The organism is Microbacterium kyungheense, from assembly GCF_006783905.1.
Lineage (GTDB): Bacteria > Actinomycetota > Actinomycetes > Actinomycetales > Microbacteriaceae > Microbacterium > Microbacterium kyungheense.
Genome location: NZ_VFPE01000001.1, coordinates 850,883 through 870,329 on the forward strand (window position 1 = coordinate 850,883; position 19,447 = coordinate 870,329).

General features: G+C 71.3%; 17 protein-coding genes. 7 read left to right on the top strand and 10 right to left on the bottom strand.

Annotated features, from left to right (window positions below; all coding sequences use genetic code 11):
* Nucleotides 1–12 precede the first annotated feature (12 nt).
* From FB391_RS03725 to FB391_RS03755, 7 genes are all read right to left on the bottom strand, one after another.
* Nucleotides 13–807: an alpha/beta hydrolase gene (locus tag FB391_RS03725; protein WP_141892928.1), complete on the bottom strand. Its 795-nt coding sequence runs from the start codon at nt 805–807 to the stop codon at nt 13–15.
* Between the two features lie 171 nt (nt 808–978).
* The gene (locus FB391_RS03730; protein WP_141892929.1) at nt 979–2,133 is read right to left on the bottom strand and encodes a mannitol-1-phosphate 5-dehydrogenase; all 1,155 of its coding nucleotides are present in this window, start codon (nt 2,131–2,133) and stop codon (nt 979–981) included.
* Nucleotides 2,133–2,570, bottom strand: coding sequence for a PTS mannitol transporter subunit IIA (locus FB391_RS03735; protein WP_141892930.1), 438 nt, complete (start codon nt 2,568–2,570; stop codon nt 2,133–2,135). The genes FB391_RS03730 and FB391_RS03735 overlap by 1 nt, the downstream gene beginning before the upstream one ends.
* Before the next feature lie 115 nt (nt 2,571–2,685).
* Nucleotides 2,686–4,248: a PTS mannitol transporter subunit IIBC gene (locus tag FB391_RS03740; RefSeq protein WP_141892931.1), complete on the bottom strand. Its 1,563-nt coding sequence runs from the start codon at nt 4,246–4,248 to the stop codon at nt 2,686–2,688.
* 23 nt (nt 4,249–4,271) lie between these two features.
* Nucleotides 4,272–5,870: a phosphoenolpyruvate--protein phosphotransferase gene (gene ptsP, locus FB391_RS03745; RefSeq protein ID WP_425462939.1), complete on the bottom strand. Its 1,599-nt coding sequence runs from the start codon at nt 5,868–5,870 to the stop codon at nt 4,272–4,274.
* A 79-nt stretch (nt 5,871–5,949) separates the two neighbouring features.
* A complete protein-coding gene (locus FB391_RS03750; RefSeq protein WP_141892933.1) occupies nt 5,950–6,228 on the bottom strand; it encodes an HPr family phosphocarrier protein in 279 nt (92 codons plus the stop codon).
* A gap of 50 nt (nt 6,229–6,278) precedes the next feature.
* Nucleotides 6,279–6,632, bottom strand: coding sequence for a PTS sugar transporter subunit IIB (locus tag FB391_RS03755; protein WP_141892934.1), 354 nt, complete (start codon nt 6,630–6,632; stop codon nt 6,279–6,281).
* Between the two features lie 129 nt (nt 6,633–6,761).
* Between FB391_RS03755 and FB391_RS03760 the strand changes: the two genes are divergently transcribed.
* Nucleotides 6,762–8,684, top strand: coding sequence for a BglG family transcription antiterminator (locus tag FB391_RS03760; protein WP_141892935.1), 1,923 nt, complete (start codon nt 6,762–6,764; stop codon nt 8,682–8,684).
* Nucleotides 8,685–8,948: 264 nt separating this feature from the next.
* Here FB391_RS03760 and FB391_RS03765 read toward each other — a convergent pair whose 3' ends face one another.
* A complete protein-coding gene (locus tag FB391_RS03765; protein ID WP_141892936.1) occupies nt 8,949–9,902 on the bottom strand; it encodes a type IV toxin-antitoxin system AbiEi family antitoxin domain-containing protein in 954 nt (317 codons plus the stop codon).
* A 229-nt stretch (nt 9,903–10,131) separates the two neighbouring features.
* On the bottom strand, nt 10,132–10,716 hold the full coding sequence (locus tag FB391_RS03770) for a GNAT family N-acetyltransferase (RefSeq protein WP_141892937.1): 585 nt from the start codon (nt 10,714–10,716) through the stop codon (nt 10,132–10,134).
* 208 nt (nt 10,717–10,924) lie between these two features.
* Here FB391_RS03770 and FB391_RS03775 point away from each other — a divergent pair, with 208 nt between their 5' ends.
* The 6 genes from FB391_RS03775 to FB391_RS03800 all read left to right on the top strand — a co-directional run bounded on the left by FB391_RS03775 (nt 10,925) and on the right by FB391_RS03800 (nt 17,279).
* The gene (locus FB391_RS03775; protein ID WP_141892938.1) at nt 10,925–12,502 is read left to right on the top strand and encodes an ABC transporter substrate-binding protein; all 1,578 of its coding nucleotides are present in this window, start codon (nt 10,925–10,927) and stop codon (nt 12,500–12,502) included.
* A gap of 65 nt (nt 12,503–12,567) precedes the next feature.
* Nucleotides 12,568–13,527, top strand: coding sequence for an ABC transporter permease (locus FB391_RS03780; RefSeq protein ID WP_141892939.1), 960 nt, complete (start codon nt 12,568–12,570; stop codon nt 13,525–13,527).
* Complete coding sequence (locus FB391_RS03785) at nt 13,524–14,390, top strand: ABC transporter permease (RefSeq protein WP_221886275.1); 867 nt, start codon at nt 13,524–13,526, stop codon at nt 14,388–14,390. The genes FB391_RS03780 and FB391_RS03785 overlap by 4 nt, the downstream gene beginning before the upstream one ends.
* Nucleotides 14,390–15,223 (top strand): ABC transporter ATP-binding protein, encoded by an 834-nt coding sequence (locus FB391_RS03790; protein WP_141892940.1) that lies wholly within the window; start codon nt 14,390–14,392, stop codon nt 15,221–15,223. Before FB391_RS03785 ends, FB391_RS03790 begins: the two co-directional genes overlap by 1 nt.
* Nucleotides 15,220–16,125, top strand: a complete 906-nt coding sequence (locus tag FB391_RS03795; protein WP_141892941.1) for an ATP-binding cassette domain-containing protein — start codon at nt 15,220–15,222, stop codon at nt 16,123–16,125. Before FB391_RS03790 ends, FB391_RS03795 begins: the two co-directional genes overlap by 4 nt.
* A 266-nt stretch (nt 16,126–16,391) precedes the next feature.
* Nucleotides 16,392–17,279: a patatin-like phospholipase family protein gene (locus FB391_RS03800; protein ID WP_141892942.1), complete on the top strand. Its 888-nt coding sequence runs from the start codon at nt 16,392–16,394 to the stop codon at nt 17,277–17,279.
* Nucleotides 17,280–17,404: 125 nt separating this feature from the next.
* Here FB391_RS03800 and FB391_RS03805 read toward each other — a convergent pair whose 3' ends face one another.
* Nucleotides 17,405–19,351 carry a phospho-sugar mutase gene (locus tag FB391_RS03805; protein WP_425462940.1) on the bottom strand — a complete coding sequence of 649 codons (1,947 nt, stop codon included), beginning with the start codon at nt 19,349–19,351 and terminating at the stop codon, nt 17,405–17,407.
* Nucleotides 19,352–19,447: the final 96 nt, after the last annotated feature.

Below are 19,447 nucleotides of genomic sequence, written 5' to 3' on the forward strand. Positions count from 1 at the left end.
GGGACCCGCGGTTCAGCCGCCAGGGACGTCGAGCGCGAACGGACCGACGAGCTCGGTGAGCTGATCCCGCATGTCGTCGTCGGCGATCGTGGGGGTGCCGTCGCCGGGCTGCGGACCGTAGTCGCCGAACGAGGAGTGGCTCGCTCCGGCGATCTCGTGCATCTCGGCGTCGTCCGGGAGCAGGTGGCGGGCGTCGGCGATCTTCTCGGGGGTCGACGGGCCGTCCTCGCTGCCTGACACGCTGATCACCGGCAGGCCGGAGTCCGAGAGGTCGGTCGCACAGTACGACCCGAACAGCGCGAGACCATCGGCGTCCGTCGCGAGCTGGCAGGCGCGCACGCCGCCCAGCGAGTGCCCGCCGACCAGCCACGTGTCGATGTCGGGGGCGAGATCGGTGAACGTCGAGAGCGGGCGCAGGTCGAAGAACGCGAGATTCAGCCAGGGCTTGGTGATGACGACGGTGACGCCATCCTCGGCGACGAGCCCCGAGAGCTTGTACGCGTACGCCCAAGGATCGACCTTCGCCCCCGGGATGTACACCAGGCCGACGTCGGCGGACTCGCCGGTCGGTGCCAGCACGATGCCCGCGTCGGTGTCGGTGATCTCGATCGCCGTGTTCGCCCGCACCTCGGCCAGCGGCTCGGGTTCGGCGGCCATCACGCCGACCTGGCTCCAGATCACGATCCCGACGACGGCGAGCACGATCAGGGCGCCGAGCGCGCCGACGATCCACCACAGGACGCGCAGCCCGCGTCGCCGCGGACGTGAAGGTGTGATGGGGGCGGGGTCGGGCGCGTCAGCGGTCACGCGTCGAGCGTAGCCTCCTGCGTACGCAGAATCGGATCCGCTCAGTCGGACCGACGCCGCGACACGCCGGTCAAGTGACGACGCGCACGGCGTGTCAGGTCACGCGTCCGCATAAGCGGATCCGATTCTGCGAGCGGGCCGGCGCCGCGTGCCCGGTGCCCGTCGCCGTCCTCAGACGCCGAGTTCCGCCTGGCGCGCGGCCACGACGGCCTCGACCCGGGCGAACAGCGGATGCTGCGGCTCCAGGCCCGTCACGGCAGCCGTGACCGTCGCGGCATCCTGTTCCCGCAGCATGCGCTGCAGGTCGACCGATTGCGCGTCCTCGGTGTCGTCGAACGCGAGGGCGGCGCCCATCGCGTCGACCAGCGCATCGACGGGGAGTCCGCGCTCGGCCGCCTCGGCCGCAGGACCCACGAAGCGCTCGTGGCGCGAGAGCTTGCGCAGCGGCTGCCGCCCGACGCGCCACACCGTGTCGGGGAGCGCGGCGTTGCGGAACCGTCGCAGGATCGTGGCGCGGTAGTCCGCCAGCGATGCGGGATCGAGGCCGTGCTTGGCGGCGAGTAGCGCCGAGGTCTCTTCCAGCGCCGCCGACACGCGCCCCGCGATGTCGTCGTCGGCCAGCGCGGCCGCGATGGTGTCGATCCCCGCGCGGGCGCCGAAGTACGCCGTCGTCGCGTGCCCGGTGTTGACGGTGAACAGCTTGCGCTCGATGTAGGGCGCGAGGTCGTCCACGAAGTGCGCGCCCGGGATGGTCGGCGGGTCGTCGCCGAACGGCGGGCGCTCGATCGCCCACTCGAAGAACGGCTCGACGGTGACGTCCACGCCCGCACCCTCGGGCTGCGCCGGGACGATCCGGTCGACCGCGGTGTTGGCGAACACCGCGCGTCCGGCCAGCGCGTCCCACGCGTCGCCTGCCCGCTCCTTGATCTCGTCGCGCAGAAGGTCGGTCGCGTTGATCGCGTTCTCGCACGCCATGATCTGCAGCGGAGGGCTGGACGGGTCGCGCAGCGCGAGCCCCGACATGATGAGCGGCGCGACGAACTTCAGCACCGTGGGTCCGACCGCGGTGGTCACGACGTTGGCGCCGGCGATCTCTTCGATGACGGCATCCGGATGCTCCGCGCTGTTGAGTGCGCGGAACCCCGTGACGACGGTGTCGCGGCCGCCCTCGCCGACCTCGTGCACCGTGTACCGGTCGACCGCGTTGATGGCGTCGACGAGCGGCGCCGCGACGTCCGAGAACACCAGTTCGTACCCGCCCTGGTGCAGCAGCAGCCCGACGAACCCGCGCCCGATGTTGCCGGCGCCGAAGTGGACGGCCTTCATCACACGCCTGCTGCCGAGACCAGCCCGAACAGCTCCTCCGGGGTCTGCGCCGCCTTCAGACGCGCGACGTCGTCCTCGTCCGAGAACAGGATCGCGATCTGCGACAGGATCTCGAGGTGCTCGTCGCCCTTGCCGGCGATGCCGACGACGAACGTCACGGGGTTGCCGTCCCAGTCCACGCCGCCGTCGTACCGGACGACCGACAGCGCGGACTCGAGGATCTCGCCCTTGGTCTCGTTCGTGCCGTGGGGGATCGCGAGCTCGTTGCCCATGTACGTCGACACGGTCTGCTCGCGCTGCAGCATGGCGTCGTAGTAGGCGCCGGTGACGGCGCCGGCCGCCTGCAGGATGTCGGCGGCCTCCTTCATCGCCTCGTTGCGCGTCGCCCCGCCGGAGTGGATCCGCACCTGGCCGATGCTCAGAACCTCGCGTGCCATGTTCTCGCCCTTCTCGTGTGTTCGAAGATGAATGGATGCCGCATGCCGGTGTCAGTCCCGGCAGAGGCGGTGGGGCCGGGGGCCTCGCGCCCGCCCGGCCCCGCCGCGGTCTCTGCTAAGAGCCATCCTCGTGCTGGCCGCGGACGAGGTCCACGACCTCGTCGTACCGGGGCGAGTTCATGAAGTTGTCCACCGACACGTGCACCGCGTCGGGGGTCTTCTGCCGGGCCCGGTCGGTCAGCTGGTTCTGGGTGATGACGAGGTCGGCCGAGGGGTCGAGCGCCGCGATCGCCTTGTTGACGACCGTGACATCCTCGATACCCGCCTTCTTGATCTTGTTGCGCAGGACGCTCGCGCCCATCGCCGACGAACCCATCCCCGCGTCGCAGGCGAACACGATGTTCTTGATCTGCTTCTCGGTCATGGTGGCCGGCTCCACGCCGCCGTCGGCCTGGGTGGCCGCACCGCCGCGCAGACCCGAGAGCGCGTCGGACGACTTGCCCTTGGCCGCCTCGGTCTGCGTGATCGCCGCACCGAACGCGTCGTCGGTCGCCGCCATCGCCTCGAGGTCGCGCTTGCGCGACGCCCGGAGGATGACCCACGAGATGAGGAAGGTCACCGTCGCCGCGAGCACCACCGACAACAGCACCGCGAAGTACGAGTTGTTGGCGACTTGGGCGATCACCGCGATGATGCTGCCCGGCGCCGCCGGCGCCCTCAGTGCGCCGCCCAGGAGCATGTTCGTCGTGACGCCGGTCATGCCGCCCGCGATGAGCGCGAGGATCAGCATCGGCTTCATCAGCGCGTACGGGAAGTAGACCTCGTGGATGCCGCCGAAGAACTGGATGACGGCCGCACCGGGAGCCGAGGCGCGCGCCGCGCCGATCCCGAAGAAGGTGAACGCGAGCAGCAGGCCGACACCGGGGCCGGGGTTCGCCTCGAGCAGGAACAGGATGGACCCCTGGCCTGTCTCGGCGGACTCCGCGATGCCGAGCGGCGTCAGCACGCCGTGGTTGATGGCGTTGTTGAGGAAGAACACCTTCGCCGGCTCGATCAGGATGCTGGTGAGCGGCAGCAGGTTCGTGTCGACGAGCCAGTGGACCGCGTTGCCGAGGGCCTGCATGATGCCGTTGACCACCCACGCGATCGGGTAGAAGCCGACGATCGCCATCACGAAGCCCCAGATGCCCGCAGAGAACATGTTGACGAGCATCTCGAAGCCGGCCTTGATCTTGCCCTCCCACAGGGAGTCGAGCCACTTCATCGTGTACGCCGCGAGCGGGGCCATGATCATCGCACCGATGAACATGTGCACCTGACCGAGGGGAGCGTCGCCCTCGGGCAGCGTGGCGTTGAAGTTCGCGACGAGCAGGTCGGATCCCGCGATCGCGCCCATCGTGCCGATGGTGGCGACCACGCCGCCGCGCACGCCGTAGACGATGTTGCCGCCCGTGTAGGCGATGATCAGCGGCAGCAGGTAGTGGATGAACGGGCCGACGATCGTCGCGAGGTCGGCGTTCGGGGTCCACCCCACGTCGATGAAGAACGCGGTGAAGATGCCCCACGCGATGAGCGCGGGGATGTTCGGCATGATCATGCCGGACAGGAACGTGCCGAAGCGCTGGACTCCGACGCGCGCCTTGCTGGTTCCCGTGGTGGGAACTGACGCCGTTGTCATGATGGGTCTCCTTGTTCTCGGGGTTACGGCCGGGCCGCGGCCTCTTGGGCGGCGACGCGGGCGGATGCCGCGTCGGACGCGGCGAGGGCGGCCGAGGCGATGACGCATGCCTGGTCGAGGGTGTGCTGCAGCAGGGTGGCCCGCACGTCGGCGAGCGCGGTGGGGGCCATCGACAGCGAGGTGGCGCCGAGCCCGACGAGCACGACCGCCAGGAGCGGATCGGCCGCCGCCTCGCCGCAGATGCCGACCGGCTTGCCGTTCGCGCGGCCGGCGTCGCCGACCTCGCGGATGAGCCGCAGCACCGCGGGGTGCCACGGGTCCTGGAACGATGCGACCGACCCGAGCAGCCGGTCAGCGGCCATCGTGTACTGGGTGAGGTCGTTCGTGCCGATCGACGCGAAGTCCGCGTGGGTGAGCACACGGTCGGCGAGGAGCGCCGAGGACGGCACCTCCACCATCACGCCGGCGGTCTTGATGCCGTAGTCCCGTGCGAGGGCGACGAAGTACTCCGTCTCTTCGACCGTCGCGACCATCGGCGCCATGACCCACAGGTCGGCCTGGGTGGCGGCATCCGCCTCGGCGAGAGCCGTCAGCTGCTCGCGCAGGATGTCTTCGCTGGCCCGCAGCGCGCGGATGCCGCGCAGCCCGAGCGCCGGGTTCTCTTCGTGCGCGTCGTTGAGGAACGCGAGCGGCTTGTCGGCGCCGGCATCCAGCACACGCACCACGACCTTCTTGCCGGGGAACGCGGCGAGCAGCTTCGTGTAGGCCTCGCGCTGCTGCTCGACCGTGGGGGCCTGGCTGGAGCTCAGGAACAGGAACTCGGTGCGGAACAGCCCCACGCCCTCGGCGCCGAGCGCGACCGCTTCGGCGGCGCCGTCGGCGTTGCCGAGGTTCGCCAGCAGGGGGATCGCAGTGCCGTCGGCCAGCGCGCCGTCGGTGATGGGGGCGGATGCCGCCGCCGCCCGATCGGCGGCGCGCCGGTGCGCGCGCTCGAGCTCGTCGGCGGTGGGCTCCGTCGTGACGACGCCGGCCGCGGCATCCACGATCACCGTCTCGCCGTCGCGCAGCCCGGTGGCCGAGGTGGCGCCGACGACCGCGACGATCGACTTCTCGCGCGCGAGGATCGCGGTGTGCGACGTGGGGCCACCCTCGGTGGTCACGAGCGCGAGCACCTTGTCGAGGTCGAGGAGCGCCGTGTCGGCGGGGGCGAGGTCCTTCGCGACGAGGACGAAGGGATGCCCGGGGTCGGGCACTCCCGGGGCAGGCACGCCCCGCAGCCTCGCGATGACGCGCTGGGCGACGTCGTCGAGGTCGGCGGCGCGCTCGCCGAGGTAGCCGCCGAGGGCCGTGAGCTGATCGCGGAAGGACGCGAACGCGTCGAACACCGCGAACTCGCCGGTCCGGCCCTGTGCGATGCGCGCGTTGACCTCGTCGGCGAGGGTCGGGTCCTCGGCCATCATCGCCTGCGCCTCGAGCACCTCCTGCGCCGCGCCGCCCGCCTGGGCGCCCCGCGCCTCGAGTTCGCGAGCGACGGCGGCGACGGCGTCGGCCACACGCCCCTTCTCTTCGTCCTGGGTCAGCGCGCTCGGCGCGTCGGACGGTGCCGGAGCGGGCTCCGCCATGCGGGCGACGGGTCCCTGGGCGACGCCGAGGCCGATCCCCACGCCGCGCAGCTCTCGGGAAAGCAGGGGTTCGGTCATGTCACGCCTCCGCGTCGTGGTCGGTGGTCAGCAGTTCCGTGAGCTCATCGAGCAGTGCTTCGGCGCCGTCGCCCTCCGCCGTGAGGGTCACGTAGTCGCCCTTCTCGACGCCCAGCGCGATGACGCCGAGGATGCTCGCCGCGTTCACCGGGCTCGCCGCGCCCTTGGCGATCGAGACCGGCAGGCCGGAGTCCTTCGCCGCCTGCGCGAAGAGCTTGGCGGGCCGGGCGTGGAGCCCGTGCGCGGATCCGATCCGGACGGTGCGGGAGACGGGTGGCATATCGGCGACCTCTCTGTCTGGGTGACTCGGTGCTTCGGGTGTTCGGTGGTTCAGGTGTCGGTGGGGGCGGTCTCGCCCGCGGCCGGAAGCGGCCCCCCGGGGCTTCCGACCGCGGCGCGGACCAGCGCGAGCGTCCGCGTGCCGTCCCGGTCGGTGAAGATGTCGGGCGGCAGCAGCACCACCGTCGTGCCCCGGGTGGCGGCATCCCGTTCGATGCGCTCGAGCGCGTGAACCAGATGCGGCCCCACCAGGACGACATCGGCGGAATCGAGGTCGATCGGAAGCGACGCCTCGGTGCCGGCGAAGGCAGCGTAATCCAGACCCTGATCGTGGGCTGCGTGACGCACGCGCTGTGCGACGAAGGTGCTCGAGGCACCCGCTCCGCAGACCACCAGGATCCTCATCGATCCGCCTCCTTTCGGCCCATTCTTGTGAAACCGCTGGGAGTCGACAACCAGTCCTTCTTCCGCGGGGGCGGAAACGCGGGATGCCGGGACCGGTCCGGCCCCGCGCACCCGTGGTTGACTGGGCTCGTGACCCGGGCCCGTCAAGATCGTGTGCTCGGACTGCTGGTGCGCGAGGGCGACTGGGTGACGGCATCCACCCTCGCCGACGCCCTCGGGGTGACGCCGCGCAGCATCCGGTCGTACGTCACGGCCGTGAATGCCCGCGTGGCCGGCGGCGTCGCGATCGAGTCGGGCCCGCAGGGGTATCGCGCCGGCCCCGAGGCGGCCGCGGCGCTGCGGGTCGAGGCAGATGCGGGAACGCCGCGTGATCGGCTCCACACCGTGGTGCGGGCGCTGCTGGACGCGCCGGAGGGCATCGACGTGTTCGACACGGCCGAGGCGCTGCACGTGTCGCCCGCGACCCTCGACGCCGATCTGGCACGCGTGCGCGGGCTCCTCGGGGGCACCGAGCTCACGCTGGAGCGCTCCGCCTCACGTGCGCGACTGCGCGGCACCGAGGGCGCGCAGCGACGACTGCTGTCGAAGCTCGCCCACGACGAGATGGATGCCAAATCCTTCGACCTCTCGGCGCTGCGGCGCACCCTCGGCGAGGGGTCGGTGGGGGCGCGCGCCTTCGGGCCCTTCAAGACCGAGCTGGTCGCGCGCCTCGGCGACCTCGGCTGGTTTGTCAACGAGTTCGGCATCGCCGACGTCGTCATGCACATCGCCATCGCCGCCGACCGGGTCGCCCAGGACCGGCCGCTCGACACGGCCGAACCGGTGGGGGCGGGGGAGCGGCCGACGCAGACCCAGGTCGCCGAGATCATCGCCGACCTGTCGGAGCGCCACCTCGGCGTGCGCCTGGGCAGCGCCGACCTGCAACACCTGTCGACGCTCGTCCTGACGCGGGTGGTCGCCCCTGACCGCGGGGTGGCGGCATCCACTCTTCCCGGTCTCGACCCCGAGACCGAGGCCGTCGTGCGCGACGTCGTGACGGCGGCCGCCGACGAGTTCCTCGTCGACATCGCGCACGACGACTTCATCGCGCGGCTCGCGCTGCACGTGCAGAACCTGCTGCACCGCGCGCGGGAGCAGGCGTGGTCGCGCAATCCGCTGACGCGGTCGCTCAAGTCGACGTACCCGATGATCTTCGAGGTCGCCGTGTTCATCGCGAGCCGGCTGCAGCAGCGGCTCGGCATCCCCCTTCCCGACGACGAGATCGCCTACATCGCGATGCACGTCGGCGGGCGCCTCGAACGCAGCCGGCGCGCCGACCAGCTGCTCACCGCGACGATCGTCTGCCCCGGGTACTACGACCTGCACGAGCTGCTGCGTTCGAGCGTCGACCGCTCGCTCGGGCAGGCCATCGAGGTCGTCGGCGTCGAGACGCGCGTCGACCCCGACTGGGCCTCGATCGACACGGACCTCGTGCTCACGACGATCGAACCCGTGACGCCGGCCGACCGGATCGTGCGGATCCAGCCGTTCCTCACCGACGCCGACGTCGAGCGGGTGCAGGCGGCAGCCGGCCGCATCCGCCGGTCGCGGCGCCTGGCGCGCCTGCGCGCTGAACTGGAGCGGTACTTCGAGCCCTCCGCGTTCGTGCGCGGGGTCGGCGGCGACGAGGAGGACGTGATCCGCGGACTCGGCGCGCTGCTGCGCGAGCGAGGCGTGATCGACGAGACCTACATCGAGCGCACCATCGAGCGCGAACGGTTGTCGTCCACGGCGTTCACGGACGCGCTTGCTGTGCCGCACGCGCTGGAGATGACGGCATCGCGCACCGCGATCGCGATCGGCATCGCCGATCCGTCGATGCCGTGGGGCGACGGCCGCGTGCAGGTGGTGGCGCTCGTGGCGTTCTCGGAGACGGATCGCGAGGCGTTCCAGACCGTGTTCGAGCAGTTCGTCGAGGTGTTCAGCGAACGCGACAGCGTGCAGCGCATCGTGCGCCGCGGCACCGACTTCAACGCCTTCCTCGACGAGCTCGTCGCCGTGATCGACGGCTGAGGACCCGGGTCCCTCCGGCTGGGGTCGGGGCGCATCTCACGTGTTCGGGGCGCCTCTCATGTGTTCGGGGCGCGTCTCGTGCGCCCCGAATGCACGAGATGCGCCCCAACCCCGGAAGTGACGGCGATGCCGGCTGGGGGTGGCGGCCGGCATGTCGGGGTTTGGGGCGCATTTCGCGCATTCGGGGCGCCTCTCGTGCGCCCCGAGTGCACGGAATACGCCCCAGACCCGAAAAGGTCAGGCGCGCCGGCCGGGGTCGCGACCTCAGCCGGGCGCGACGATGCCGAATGCCGCGAGGCGTGCGCCGAGGTCCGCGGAGGCGCGGAGATGCGGCCAGCCCCATCGTGCGAACGGCCGTTGCGTCGTGCCGCGGATCCAGTCCTCGCGCTGCTTCTCTTCGTCGAAGATCTGCGAGGCGGAGCGGCCGTCGACGATCCTGCCGTCCACGTACTTGAGCCGACCATCGAACTCGCCCCAGGCCGACGCGTCCTCGAGCCCGAAGTCGATGTAGTAGGTCTTGCTGCCCGGGCCGGCTACGGGCACCTGGAGGGCGATGACGCGGAACCCGAGCTCGGACAGCTGAATGCGACTGACGCTCTCGCCGGGCAGCTGGGCGCGACCGTCCGCGAAGGCCAGAACGCGCTTCGCGCGCCCCTGCCCGTGCGGGGACCGCCGGACGATGCCGAAGACGGTCTGCCGGAACTCCTCGGCCCGCGCGGCGTCGTACGCACCCGGCTTCGGGACGAACTGCGCGCGCAGAGCGGCATCGGCGATCGTGACCGCCTGGTCGAACGTCGCCGTGCGTGCGACGTCTGCGACCGTCCGCGCGAGTGAGGTGACACGGAGCCCGTTGATCTCGACGATCTCGTCGCCGGGGAGCTCGCCACGGTGGCGGACGACGGCCGACGCCGCGCCAGGCCGCTCGACAGGGACGACGACGTGGACGCGTGTCGGATCCGGGCGGAACAGTCCGAGCCCGTGCGCGGCGGCTGCCGACTCATGGGAGATGACGGGCGCGAGTTCGGATGTGAGCGTCAGCGCCTGGGCTCGAGCCACGACGCGCGCCTCCGGCACGGCGGCGGTCCACGCCGCACCGTCGACGTAGATCCCGCTCCGCACGCGCACGAGCGTGCCGGCGCGAGCGGCTGTGGCGAGATCCCGGCTCGACCGGCCGGCCGTCAGGAGGTCGTCTCGTCGGTGCAGAGTGAGCGGGGTCACACTCGAGTGTGTGCAGGCGCATCCGCGGTGGGCGGGCTCTCTCCGGGATCTGTGGAGAATCCACGCCTGTGGAGGAAGGTCTCAGCCAGCCCACGCGCTCGGGTTTGGGGCGCTCTCCGCGCGGTTGGGGCGTACTTTGCGCGCCCCAACCGGATGAAACGCGCCCCAAACCGGAGAAGACGGTGGGATGCTGGCGACCGTGGCCGCCGGCATCCCGAACCATTCCGGGTCAGCCGCGGGCGAGGCGCTCCTGGAGGCCCAGGCGCACGGCGGGCCACTCGTGAGGGAGGACCGAGAACACGACGGTGTCGCGGAGCGTGCCGTCGGGGCCGAGACGGGCGTTGCGCAGCACGCCGTCCTGCTTGGCACCCAGACGGGCGATGGCGGCGCGCGACTGACGGTTGTGCCAGTGCGTGCGGAACTCGACCGCGATCGCGTCGCACTCGTCGAAGGCGTGGCCCAGCAGCAGCAGCTTGGACGCGCTGTTGACGAAGGTGCGCTGCGCCTCGACGCCGATCCAGGTGTGGCCGATCTCGACATGCCGGTTGGGCTGGTCGATGTTGCAGTAGGTCGTCGTCCCGACGACGCGACCCGTGTCGAGCCTGCGCACCGCCCACGGGTTCATCACGCCCTCGTCGCGCCAGGCCAGACGGCGCGCGATCTCCGCGGCGACGCCCTCGGGTCGCGGCACCGACGTGTACCAGGTGTGCTCGAGGCCGACCGCTGCGGCGGCGAGGTCGGGCGCGTGGTCGGGCGAGAGGGGCTCGAGCCGGACATAGGCGTTCTCAAGGGTCACGGGGGCGGTGAGGAGCATGATCCGAGCGTACGGCCGCGTATGCGGCCCGCCGATCCAGATGGGCAGGGTGACCAACGGGTACCGATCCACAGCGAGAATCTGCACGAGGCGTCGCCGTCACACTTCGCAATTCTTCGCCCTCCCGGGGCCGCTCCCGCCGAGGCCCGCCTAGGCTCGAGAGCGCGTCCATTCCGGCGCATGCACAGCGAAGAGGATCCCGAAGCCCATGAAGACCCCGAAGCTCACGAAGAGACGAGTGATCGCGCCCATCGCGCTGGCGCTGGCCGCGACGTTCACGCTGGCCGCCTGCGCCCAGGGCGGGTCGGACCCCGAGTCCACCTCCGCCGAGAAGACCGGCGAGTTCACCTACGCCATCGCGAGTGACCCGTCGTCGCTGAACCCGATCAACGTCAGCGACCGCTGGGGCCTCACCGCGACGAACATCGTCTACTCGCCGCTGGCACGCGTCGAGGGCGACGGCACGGTCGTCAACGAGCTGGCCGAGTCGATCGAGCCCGCCGACGACGGCCTGTCGGTCACCGTGACGCTCAAGGAGGGCCTCAAGTGGTCCGACGGCGAGCCGCTCACCGCCGACGACGTCGTCTTCACCTACACGAACAAGGCCGTCCGCGAGAACGGCAACGCCGACCTGCTGTACGTCGGAGACCAGCCCATCACCGCCGAGGCGACCGACGACCGCACCGTCGTCTTCCACCTGCCGAGCGTGAGCGCGGCTGCCCTCAGCAACATCGCGACCGAGACGTACATCATCCCCGAGCACGTCTACGGCGACGTCACCGACTTCTCGGTGACCGAGCTCGACCCGCTCGCCGTCGGCTCGGGCCCCTACAAGCTCACCGACTACCAGCGCGGCCAGTACCTCACGTTCGAGGCGAACGAGAACTACTACGGCCCGAAGCCGAAGATCGAGAAGCTGACGCTGCGCATCGTGTCGGACGCCAACACGACCAAGACGGCGCTGCAGACCGGCGAGGTCGACGCGTCGTTCGCGACCCCCGACCAGATCACCGAGCTCGAGGGCGCAGGCCTCAACGTCTACCCCTACGCCGAGGGCCGCGTGGCCTATCTCGGCCTGAACGCCGCGAAGCTCACCGACCCCAAGGTGCGCCAGGCGATCTTCTTCGCGCTGAACCGCGACGACATCAACACGGCGGCGTTCCTCAGCGAGGACTACTACCAGAACGCCTACACGATCCTCCCGCCGAGCAACGCGTTCGCGACGGAGGACGTCGAGAAGTACGAGCAGGACGCCGACAAGTCGGCCGCGCTGCTCGAAGAGGCCGGCGTCTCCGACCTGTCGTTCACGCTGGCGTACGCCGGCGCGGACCCGGCGCAGACCACCGAGGCCACGCTGATCCAGGAGCAGCTGGGCAAGGCCGGCATCACGGTCGAGCTGAAGGGCGTCGAGCCGGCTGCCGTCTACGACGAGATCGAGAAGGGCGCCGACTCGCAGTACGACGCGTTCCTCGGCGGCTACATCATGGGTCAGGACCCCGACGCCTACAGCGCGCTGTACCGAACCGGCGCCTCGGCGAACTACTTCTCGTACTCGAACCCGGCCACGGACGCGCTGTTCGACCAGGGCGCGGCCGAGCTCGACGCCGACGCCCGCAAGGACATCTACGCCGACCTGCAGGCGCAGATCGCCGACGACGCCGTGATCTTCCCCCTCGCCGACAACCTGAAGATCCTCGCGGTCAACCCGCGGATCGGCGGGGTCGAGGACGCGAAGCTCGTTCCGATCTACACTCTGGAGAACTTCGGGCTTCTCACCGAGAAGTAAGGACCGGATGGATGCCGGCGGCCGAGGCCGCCGGCATCCCTGTGCGTCCGCCGGAAGGGGGAACGATGGCGGTCTACATCCTGCGCCGCCTGCTGCAGGTCATCCCGATGCTGCTGCTGGTGACGTTCGTGGTGTTCCTGCTCGTGCATGCGGCGCCGTACGACGTCGTGGACTCGATCACGACGCCGCAGATGTCGGACGAGACCGTCGCGGCGATCCGCGAGCGGTACGGCCTGGATCAGCCGATGCTCGTGCAGTACGGACTGTGGCTGTCTCACGTGGTGCAGGGCGACCTCGGCTACTCGCTCGCGAGCCGCCACTCGATCGCCGACGAGCTCGCCGTCCGCATCCCCAACACGATCGTGCTGGTGGCGCCGGCGTACCTCGTGGCGCTCGTCCTCGCGGTCGTGCTGGGGCTCCTGGCCGGCTCGCGCCGCGGCAAGCCCGTCGACAAGGTCATCGACGGCCTGGCGGGCATCGGCATCGCGACGCCGTCGTTCTGGTTCGCGCTGCTGGTCATCTACGTCTTCGGCTACGTGCTGCGCTGGTTCCCGATCATCGGAATGCACTCGGTGGGCAAGCAGGGAGATCCGCTGGACTTCCTCGCGCACTTCGTGATGCCGTTCCTGGTGCTCGTGGTCGCGTTCTTCCCCGAGCTCGCCCGCTACGTGCGCTCGGCGACGATCAGCCAGCTGTCTCAGGACTACGTGCTGGTGCAGCGCGGCTTCGGCGCCTCGGGTCGGCAGATCCTGTCGCGCCATGTCAGCCGCAACGTCATGCTGCCGATCATCACGCAGCTCGGTCTCGCCCTGCCCATCCTCGTGACCGGAGCGATCGTCACCGAGTCGATCTTCGGCTGGCCGGGCGTCGGCCCTTACTTCCTCACCGCGACGCGCAGCCTCGACTATCCCGTGATCCTCGCGGTGCTGCTGCTGTCGGCGGTGCTCGTGATCGTCGGCAACCTGATCGCCGACATCCTGTACGTCCTGGTGGATCCCCGCATCCGGATCGGAGCGGGCTCATGACCTCTGTCCCCGATGTCGAGGGCGCGCTCGACGCCCGCACGCTCGTGCATCGCACGCGGTCGTTCCGCTCGGTGTCGGCTCTCCTCGCGATCGCCTTCCTCGTGGTGCTCGGCCTCGTGTCGCTGCTGGCGCCGCTGCTGCCGCTGGATCCGACGACCACCGACCTCGCCGCGCGCTGGCAGCCGCCGAGCGCGGAGCACTGGTTCGGCACGGACGAGCTGGGCCGCGACTACTTCTCACGCGTCGTGTACGGCGGTCGCATCTCGCTGACCGTCGGCATCCTGGCGATGGCGGCGGCGACCGCGATCGGCGTGGTCGTGGGTCTCGTCGCGGGGTATGCCGGAGGGCGGCTCGACGACCTGCTGATGCGCTTCGTCGACTTCCTGTCGTCGATCCCGTGGATGGTGCTCGTCATCGTCGTCAGCGTGTTCCTCAAGCCCGGACTGTGGACGATCATCCTCGTGATCGGCGCGTTCTCGTGGATGGCGACCGCGAGGCTCGTGCGCGCCGAGACGCTGTCGCTGCGCGAGCGCCCGTACGTCGGCTACGCCCGCTACATCGGGGTGCGCCGCGTGCTGGTGGTCGGCCGTCATGTGCTGCCGGACGCGGCGCCGACGATCATCGTCGCGGCGACCGCGAGCATCTCGAACGCGATCCTGACCGAGTCGGCGCTGAGCTTCCTGGGCCTGGGCATCCAGCCGCCGATGGCATCGTGGGGCAGCCTGCTCGAGACCGCGCAGGACAGCCTGCAGGCCGCGCCGTACCTGGCGCTCATCCCCGGCATCCTGATCCTCCTCACGGTGCTGTCGTTCAACGTGCTGGGGGACGCGCTGCGTCAATCGGTCAGCGAAGGGGGTGCGTGATGAGCGTGGATGCCGCAAGCCGGAGCGATGTGCTGCTGAGCGTCGAGGGTCTCACCGTCGACCTGCCCGGCCGCACCGGCGGGCGCGTGCGGGTGCTCGAGGACGTGGCCTTCGAGGTCCCGCGCGGACGCGTCGTGGGCATCGTGGGGGAGTCCGGCTCGGGCAAGACGATGCTGCTGCGCTCGCTTCTGGACCTGCTGCCGGACGGCGCGCGTCGGTCGTGGGAGCGCGTGGTGCTCGACGGCGCCGACATCACGTCCGAGCTGCCCCGCCGGCGGCTCCCCGCCGCGATGGTGTTCCAGGATCCGATGACCTCGTTCAACCCGCTGGTGCGTATCGGCGGCCACCTCACCGAGGTCGCGCAGCGCTTCCAGCGCGTCGGCCGGCGCGAGGCGATGGCGCTCGCTCGTGAGGCGCTCGTCGCCGTGCGGATCCCCGACCCCGAGCGCGTGCTGTCGCGGTACCCGCACGAGCTGTCGGGAGGCATGCGCCAGCGCGCCATGATCGCCATGGCGCTGCTCGCGCAGCCGGAGCTGCTGCTGGCCGACGAGCCGACCACCGCGCTGGATGCGACCATCCAGGCGCAGATCCTGGCGCTGCTGCGCACGCTGCAGGCCGAGCGCGCGCTCACGGTGGTCATCGTGACGCACGACCTCGGTGTCGTGGCTGCCGTGTGCGACGACGTGCTCGTGATGAAGGACGGGCGCATCGTCGAGACCGGCACGGTCGACCGGGTGTTCGGCGCGCCCCAGCATCCCTACACGAAGACGCTGCTCGCTGCCGCGCCGGCCGCGCCCGACGAGCCCGCCACCGACCAGGGAGGGGACGCATGAGCGCGCACGCCGAGGAGCTCGTCCGCGTCGACGGACTGGTGAAGACGTTCGCGGTGCGCAACGCGTGGGGCCGCAAGACCGGCACCGTGCAGGCGGTGGACGGCATCGACCTGACGATCCGGCGCGGTGAGACGCTGGCGCTCGTCGGCGAGTCCGGCAGCGGCAAGTCGACGCTCGGCCGCTGCATCCTCCAGATGGAGGAGCCCACCGCAGGCACCGTCACCTACGACGGCGTCGACCTCACGGCGCTGCCGCGTGCCGAGCGCGCGGCGCACCACCGGTCGATGCAGGTCATCTTCCAGGACCCGTTCTCGTCGCTGAACCCGCACCGCACCGCCCTGCAGAACGTGCTCGAGCCGCTCCTGGTGCTCGCCCCCGGCGACGACGTGCGCGAACGGGCGGTCGCGGCGCTGGCCGCGGTGGGGATCGAGGGGGATGCCGTCCACCGGCGTCCGCGCGCCTTCTCGGGCGGACAGCGCCAGCGGATCGTGATCGCCCGGGCGATCGCCGTGCGGCCGGGCTTCGTCGTATGCGACGAGCCGCTCTCGGCGCTGGACATGTCGATCCAGGCGCAGGTGACCGACCTGCTGCTGCAGCTGCAGCGCGACCTCGACCTGACGTACCTGTTCATCACGCACGACCTCTCGGTGGTGCGCGAGATCGCGACGCGCACGGCGGTGATGAACCGGGGCCGCATCGTCGAGCTCGGTCCGACCGCGGAGGTGTTCGCGTCGCCGCAGCACGCGTACACGCGCCACCTCCTCGACGCCGCGCTCACCGCCGATCCGGTCCGCGCGCGGGCGCGTCTGGAGCGCATCTCGGCGCGGCCCGACCCCGTCGGCCTGGAGCCGGAGGGCTCGGCGCTCGTCGAGGTGTCGCCCGGTCACCTCGTCCTGCGCTGACAGCGCCGACACAGACCTACCATTCCGGGTTTGGGGCGCGTGTCGTGCGTTCGGGGCGTGCGGGGTACGCCCCACACGTCCGGAGTGCGCCCCGAACCCGGGAGGAGCCGCGCCCGCCTGTGCTAACGTCGACGTGATCGTGGTTCGACGACAGGAGGTGACACCCATGAACGCAACATCCGTATCGGGTGCTCCCCGCTGTTCACGATCGCGCGGCTGACGTCATCGCCGCCGGGAGCACCGCGCACATCGCAAAGGCGACTCCCATGAACAACACCTCCTCTCCTTCCCGCGCGCTCGTCCTCGGCGGCGGCGGTTCGTCCGGCAACGCGTGGGTGCTCGGCGTGGTGGCCGGCCTCTCCGCGGCGGGGCTCGACGTCACCATGGCCGACGTCATCATCGGCACCTCTTCCGGCTCGACGACCGCGGTCCAGCTGGCACGCATCGACCCGCTCGAGCTGTACGCCGCCACGATCGCGCCGCTCCCGGCGTCAGCGGGTGACCGCCGCGGCGGATCGGGATCGACGCGGCCCGTCGTCAACCACCTCGAACGCACTGCGGCGATCATCGCCGACTCGTCCGATCCGGCCGACCTGCGGCGGCGACTGGGCGCCTCGTCGCTCGAGCTCGCCGCCGCCGATCCGCAGTGGCAGCCCCGGTGGCGTCACATCGTCGCCGGACGCCTGCCCGACCCGCGTTGGCCCGAGCGTCCGGTGCAGATCACGGCCGTCGAAGCCCGCACCGGCGACGGCGTCGTCTTCGACCGCGACAGCGGAGTGGAACTGGTGGATGCGGTCGCCGCGAGCACCTCGTCCGGCCCCGCGTACCGGATCGGCGACGCGTGGTACGTGGACGGCGGCTACCGTTCCAACGCCGAGAACGCCGATCTCGCCGCGGGGTACGACCGCGTACTCGTGCTATCGCCGTACGGCGGGCGCACACGCACGCCTGCGGAATGGCATCTGGACGTCGGAACGCAGATCGAGGCTCTCCGTGCCGCAGGCAGCCGCGCCGAGCTGATCGGTCCGCCTGCGGAGCATGACGAGCTGTTCGGAGTCCGCGGCATGTACCCCGCGCTGCGTCGCCCGGCCGCCGAGGCCGGCCACGCGCAGGGGCTCGCCTTGGCGCCGACGCTCGCCGACTTCTGGCGCTGACACCGAAGACGACGGGGTCCCCACGCCCTCTTCACGCATCGCTTCGCGCTGCGCGGAGCCTCGGGGCGCGGGGGCCGCGTCGCGGTCGCGGCATCCCCGTCGTCGTCAGATCATCCGACCCGTGCTCAGCCGCCGTACTCGGCGAGCAGCGCGCGGGCGCCGTCGGCGAGCGCAGCGATGCGGGCTGCGGCGTCGCCGCGGTCCTCGCCGCGGACGTCGAGGTACAGCTTGAGCTTGGGCTCGGTGCCGCTCGGCCGCACGATCACCCGCGACCCGTCGGCGAGCCACAGGCGCAGCACGTCGCCGGGGGGCAGGTCCTCGTAGCCGTCCGTGAGGTCGTCGACGCGATCGACCGCGACGCCGGCGATGGACTCGGGATGCCGCTCCCGCAGCGCGGCCATGATCCGGCCGATCTGCGACACGTCGTCGACGCGGACCGACACCTGGTCGCTCGCGAAGGCTCCGAACAGCTCGTCGAACTCGGCGAGCAGGTCGGCGAGCGTCGCGCCGCGGCCGCGCGCCTCGGACACCATGCCGAGGATCGCGACGGCCGCCGAGATGCCGTCCTTGTCGCGCACCGTGCCGGGGTTCACCAGGTAGCCGAGCGCCTCTTCGAACCCGAACGCGATGCCGGGTGCGCGCGAGATCCACTTGAAGCCCGTGAGCGTCGCGTGGAAGGCGAGGCCGTAGTGCTCGGCGACGGTCTGCAGGCCGGGCGACGACACCAGCGAGCATGCCAGCGAGGCGCCCGACGTATCGCCGGTCTCGGCGACGAGCCGCGCGGCGCGCCAGCCGAGCAGCAGCCCGATCTCGTTGCCGGTAAGCCGACGCCACCCGCCGTCGGCGGCTTCGTCGGGGATCGCGACCGCGAGGCGGTCGGCGTCCGGGTCGTTCGCGATGACGAGCTCGGCGCCCGTCTCGCGCGCGGTCTCGAACGACAGGTCCATCGCGCCGGGCTCTTCGGGGTTCGGGAAGGCGACCGTGGGGAACGAGCCGTCGGGCTCGAGCTGCGCCGTCACCGGCACCGGCTCGGGGTAGCCCGCGGTCTCGAGGATGCGCGACAGGGTCTGCCAGCCGACGCCGTGCATCGCGGTGTACACCCACGTGAGCCCGGCGGCGCCCTCGGGCGCCGGGGCCACGGCAGCCGTGGCGGCGATGTACGCGTCCACGACGTCGTCGGTGGCGGTCTCGAAGCCGAGCGACCGCGGGATCGTGCCGATGTCGCCCTCCGCGGCCACACGGTCGATGTGTGCGGCGATGTCGCCGTCTGCCGGCGGAACGATCTGCGAGCCCTCGTCGGCGCCGCCGAGATACACCTTGTAGCCGTTGTCGTCCGGGGGATTGTGGCTTGCGGTCACCATGACGCCCGCCGCCGCGCCGAAGTGCCGCACGGCGAAGGCGAGCACGGGGGTCGGCAGCAGCCGGGGCAGCAGGATCGCGCGCAGTCCCGCGCCGGCGAAGATCTCGGCCGAGTCCCGCGCGAACACGTCCGAGTTGCGGCGTCCGTCGTAGCCGATCACCACGATCGGCGCGTCGTCGAGGATGCCGGGCACCTCGGCTCCCTCGGCCGCCAGGGCGTCTTCGGACGGCGCTTCGGTGAGCTCCGGCGCAGTCGGCTCCGGGGCGGCTGAGGCGGCGTCCACAGAGGACGCCTCGTCGGGCGTCGCGGGCTCTTCCCCGCCGGCTTCGGGAGCCGCCTCGGCAGCGGAACCGTCCTCGGCGCTGTCGTCCGGCTGCTCATCGGCAGCCGCGGCCTGATCGGGTGCCACGATCTCGTCCGGCCCGCTCTCGGCGTCGTCCGCCAGTGCCGCCGGCGCTGCGGTGCCGATCGGCTCCAGCCCCGCCTGCTCGCGCACGTAGGCGGCCAGGCCCGCGGCGGCCTGCGCGACCAGTACGCGGTTCATGCGGTTCGTGCCGGCGCCCAGCGCGCCCCGCAGCCCTGCGGTGCCGAACGCGAGCCGGGTCCCGAAGCGATCCTCGAGGTCGCTGAGGGCGTCCGCGTCGCCGACCTCGGCGGCGTCGATGACCGCGCGAAGCTCGGAGCGCGTCTGGCCGTCCGGATCCTGCGCCAGCCACGCGTGTGCGCGCGCGAGCACGGAGTCCTCGCCGCCGCCCAGGCCTGCGGCTGGGCCCACGCGGCCGGAGGCTCCGCCCGACGCGTCAGCGGC

Coding starts and splice junctions, on each gene's coding strand:
- ptsP (WP_425462939.1), bottom strand. CDS start 5,870: ATGGCGGAGCCCGCTCCGGCACCGTCCGACGCGCCGAGCGCGCTGACC.
- FB391_RS03795 (WP_141892941.1), top strand. CDS start 15,220: ATGAGCGCGCACGCCGAGGAGCTCGTCCGCGTCGACGGACTGGTGAAG.
- FB391_RS03780 (WP_141892939.1), top strand. CDS start 12,568: ATGGCGGTCTACATCCTGCGCCGCCTGCTGCAGGTCATCCCGATGCTG.
- FB391_RS03790 (WP_141892940.1), top strand. CDS start 14,390: ATGAGCGTGGATGCCGCAAGCCGGAGCGATGTGCTGCTGAGCGTCGAG.
- FB391_RS03740 (WP_141892931.1), bottom strand. CDS start 4,248: ATGACAACGGCGTCAGTTCCCACCACGGGAACCAGCAAGGCGCGCGTC.
- FB391_RS03735 (WP_141892930.1), bottom strand. CDS start 2,570: ATGGCACGCGAGGTTCTGAGCATCGGCCAGGTGCGGATCCACTCCGGC.
- FB391_RS03800 (WP_141892942.1), top strand. CDS start 16,392: ATGAACAACACCTCCTCTCCTTCCCGCGCGCTCGTCCTCGGCGGCGGC.
- FB391_RS03755 (WP_141892934.1), bottom strand. CDS start 6,632: ATGAGGATCCTGGTGGTCTGCGGAGCGGGTGCCTCGAGCACCTTCGTC.
- FB391_RS03775 (WP_141892938.1), top strand. CDS start 10,925: ATGAAGACCCCGAAGCTCACGAAGAGACGAGTGATCGCGCCCATCGCG.
- FB391_RS03770 (WP_141892937.1), bottom strand. CDS start 10,716: ATGCTCCTCACCGCCCCCGTGACCCTTGAGAACGCCTATGTCCGGCTC.
- FB391_RS03785 (WP_221886275.1), top strand. CDS start 13,524: ATGACCTCTGTCCCCGATGTCGAGGGCGCGCTCGACGCCCGCACGCTC.
- FB391_RS03750 (WP_141892933.1), bottom strand. CDS start 6,228: ATGCCACCCGTCTCCCGCACCGTCCGGATCGGATCCGCGCACGGGCTC.
- FB391_RS03730 (WP_141892929.1), bottom strand. CDS start 2,133: ATGAAGGCCGTCCACTTCGGCGCCGGCAACATCGGGCGCGGGTTCGTC.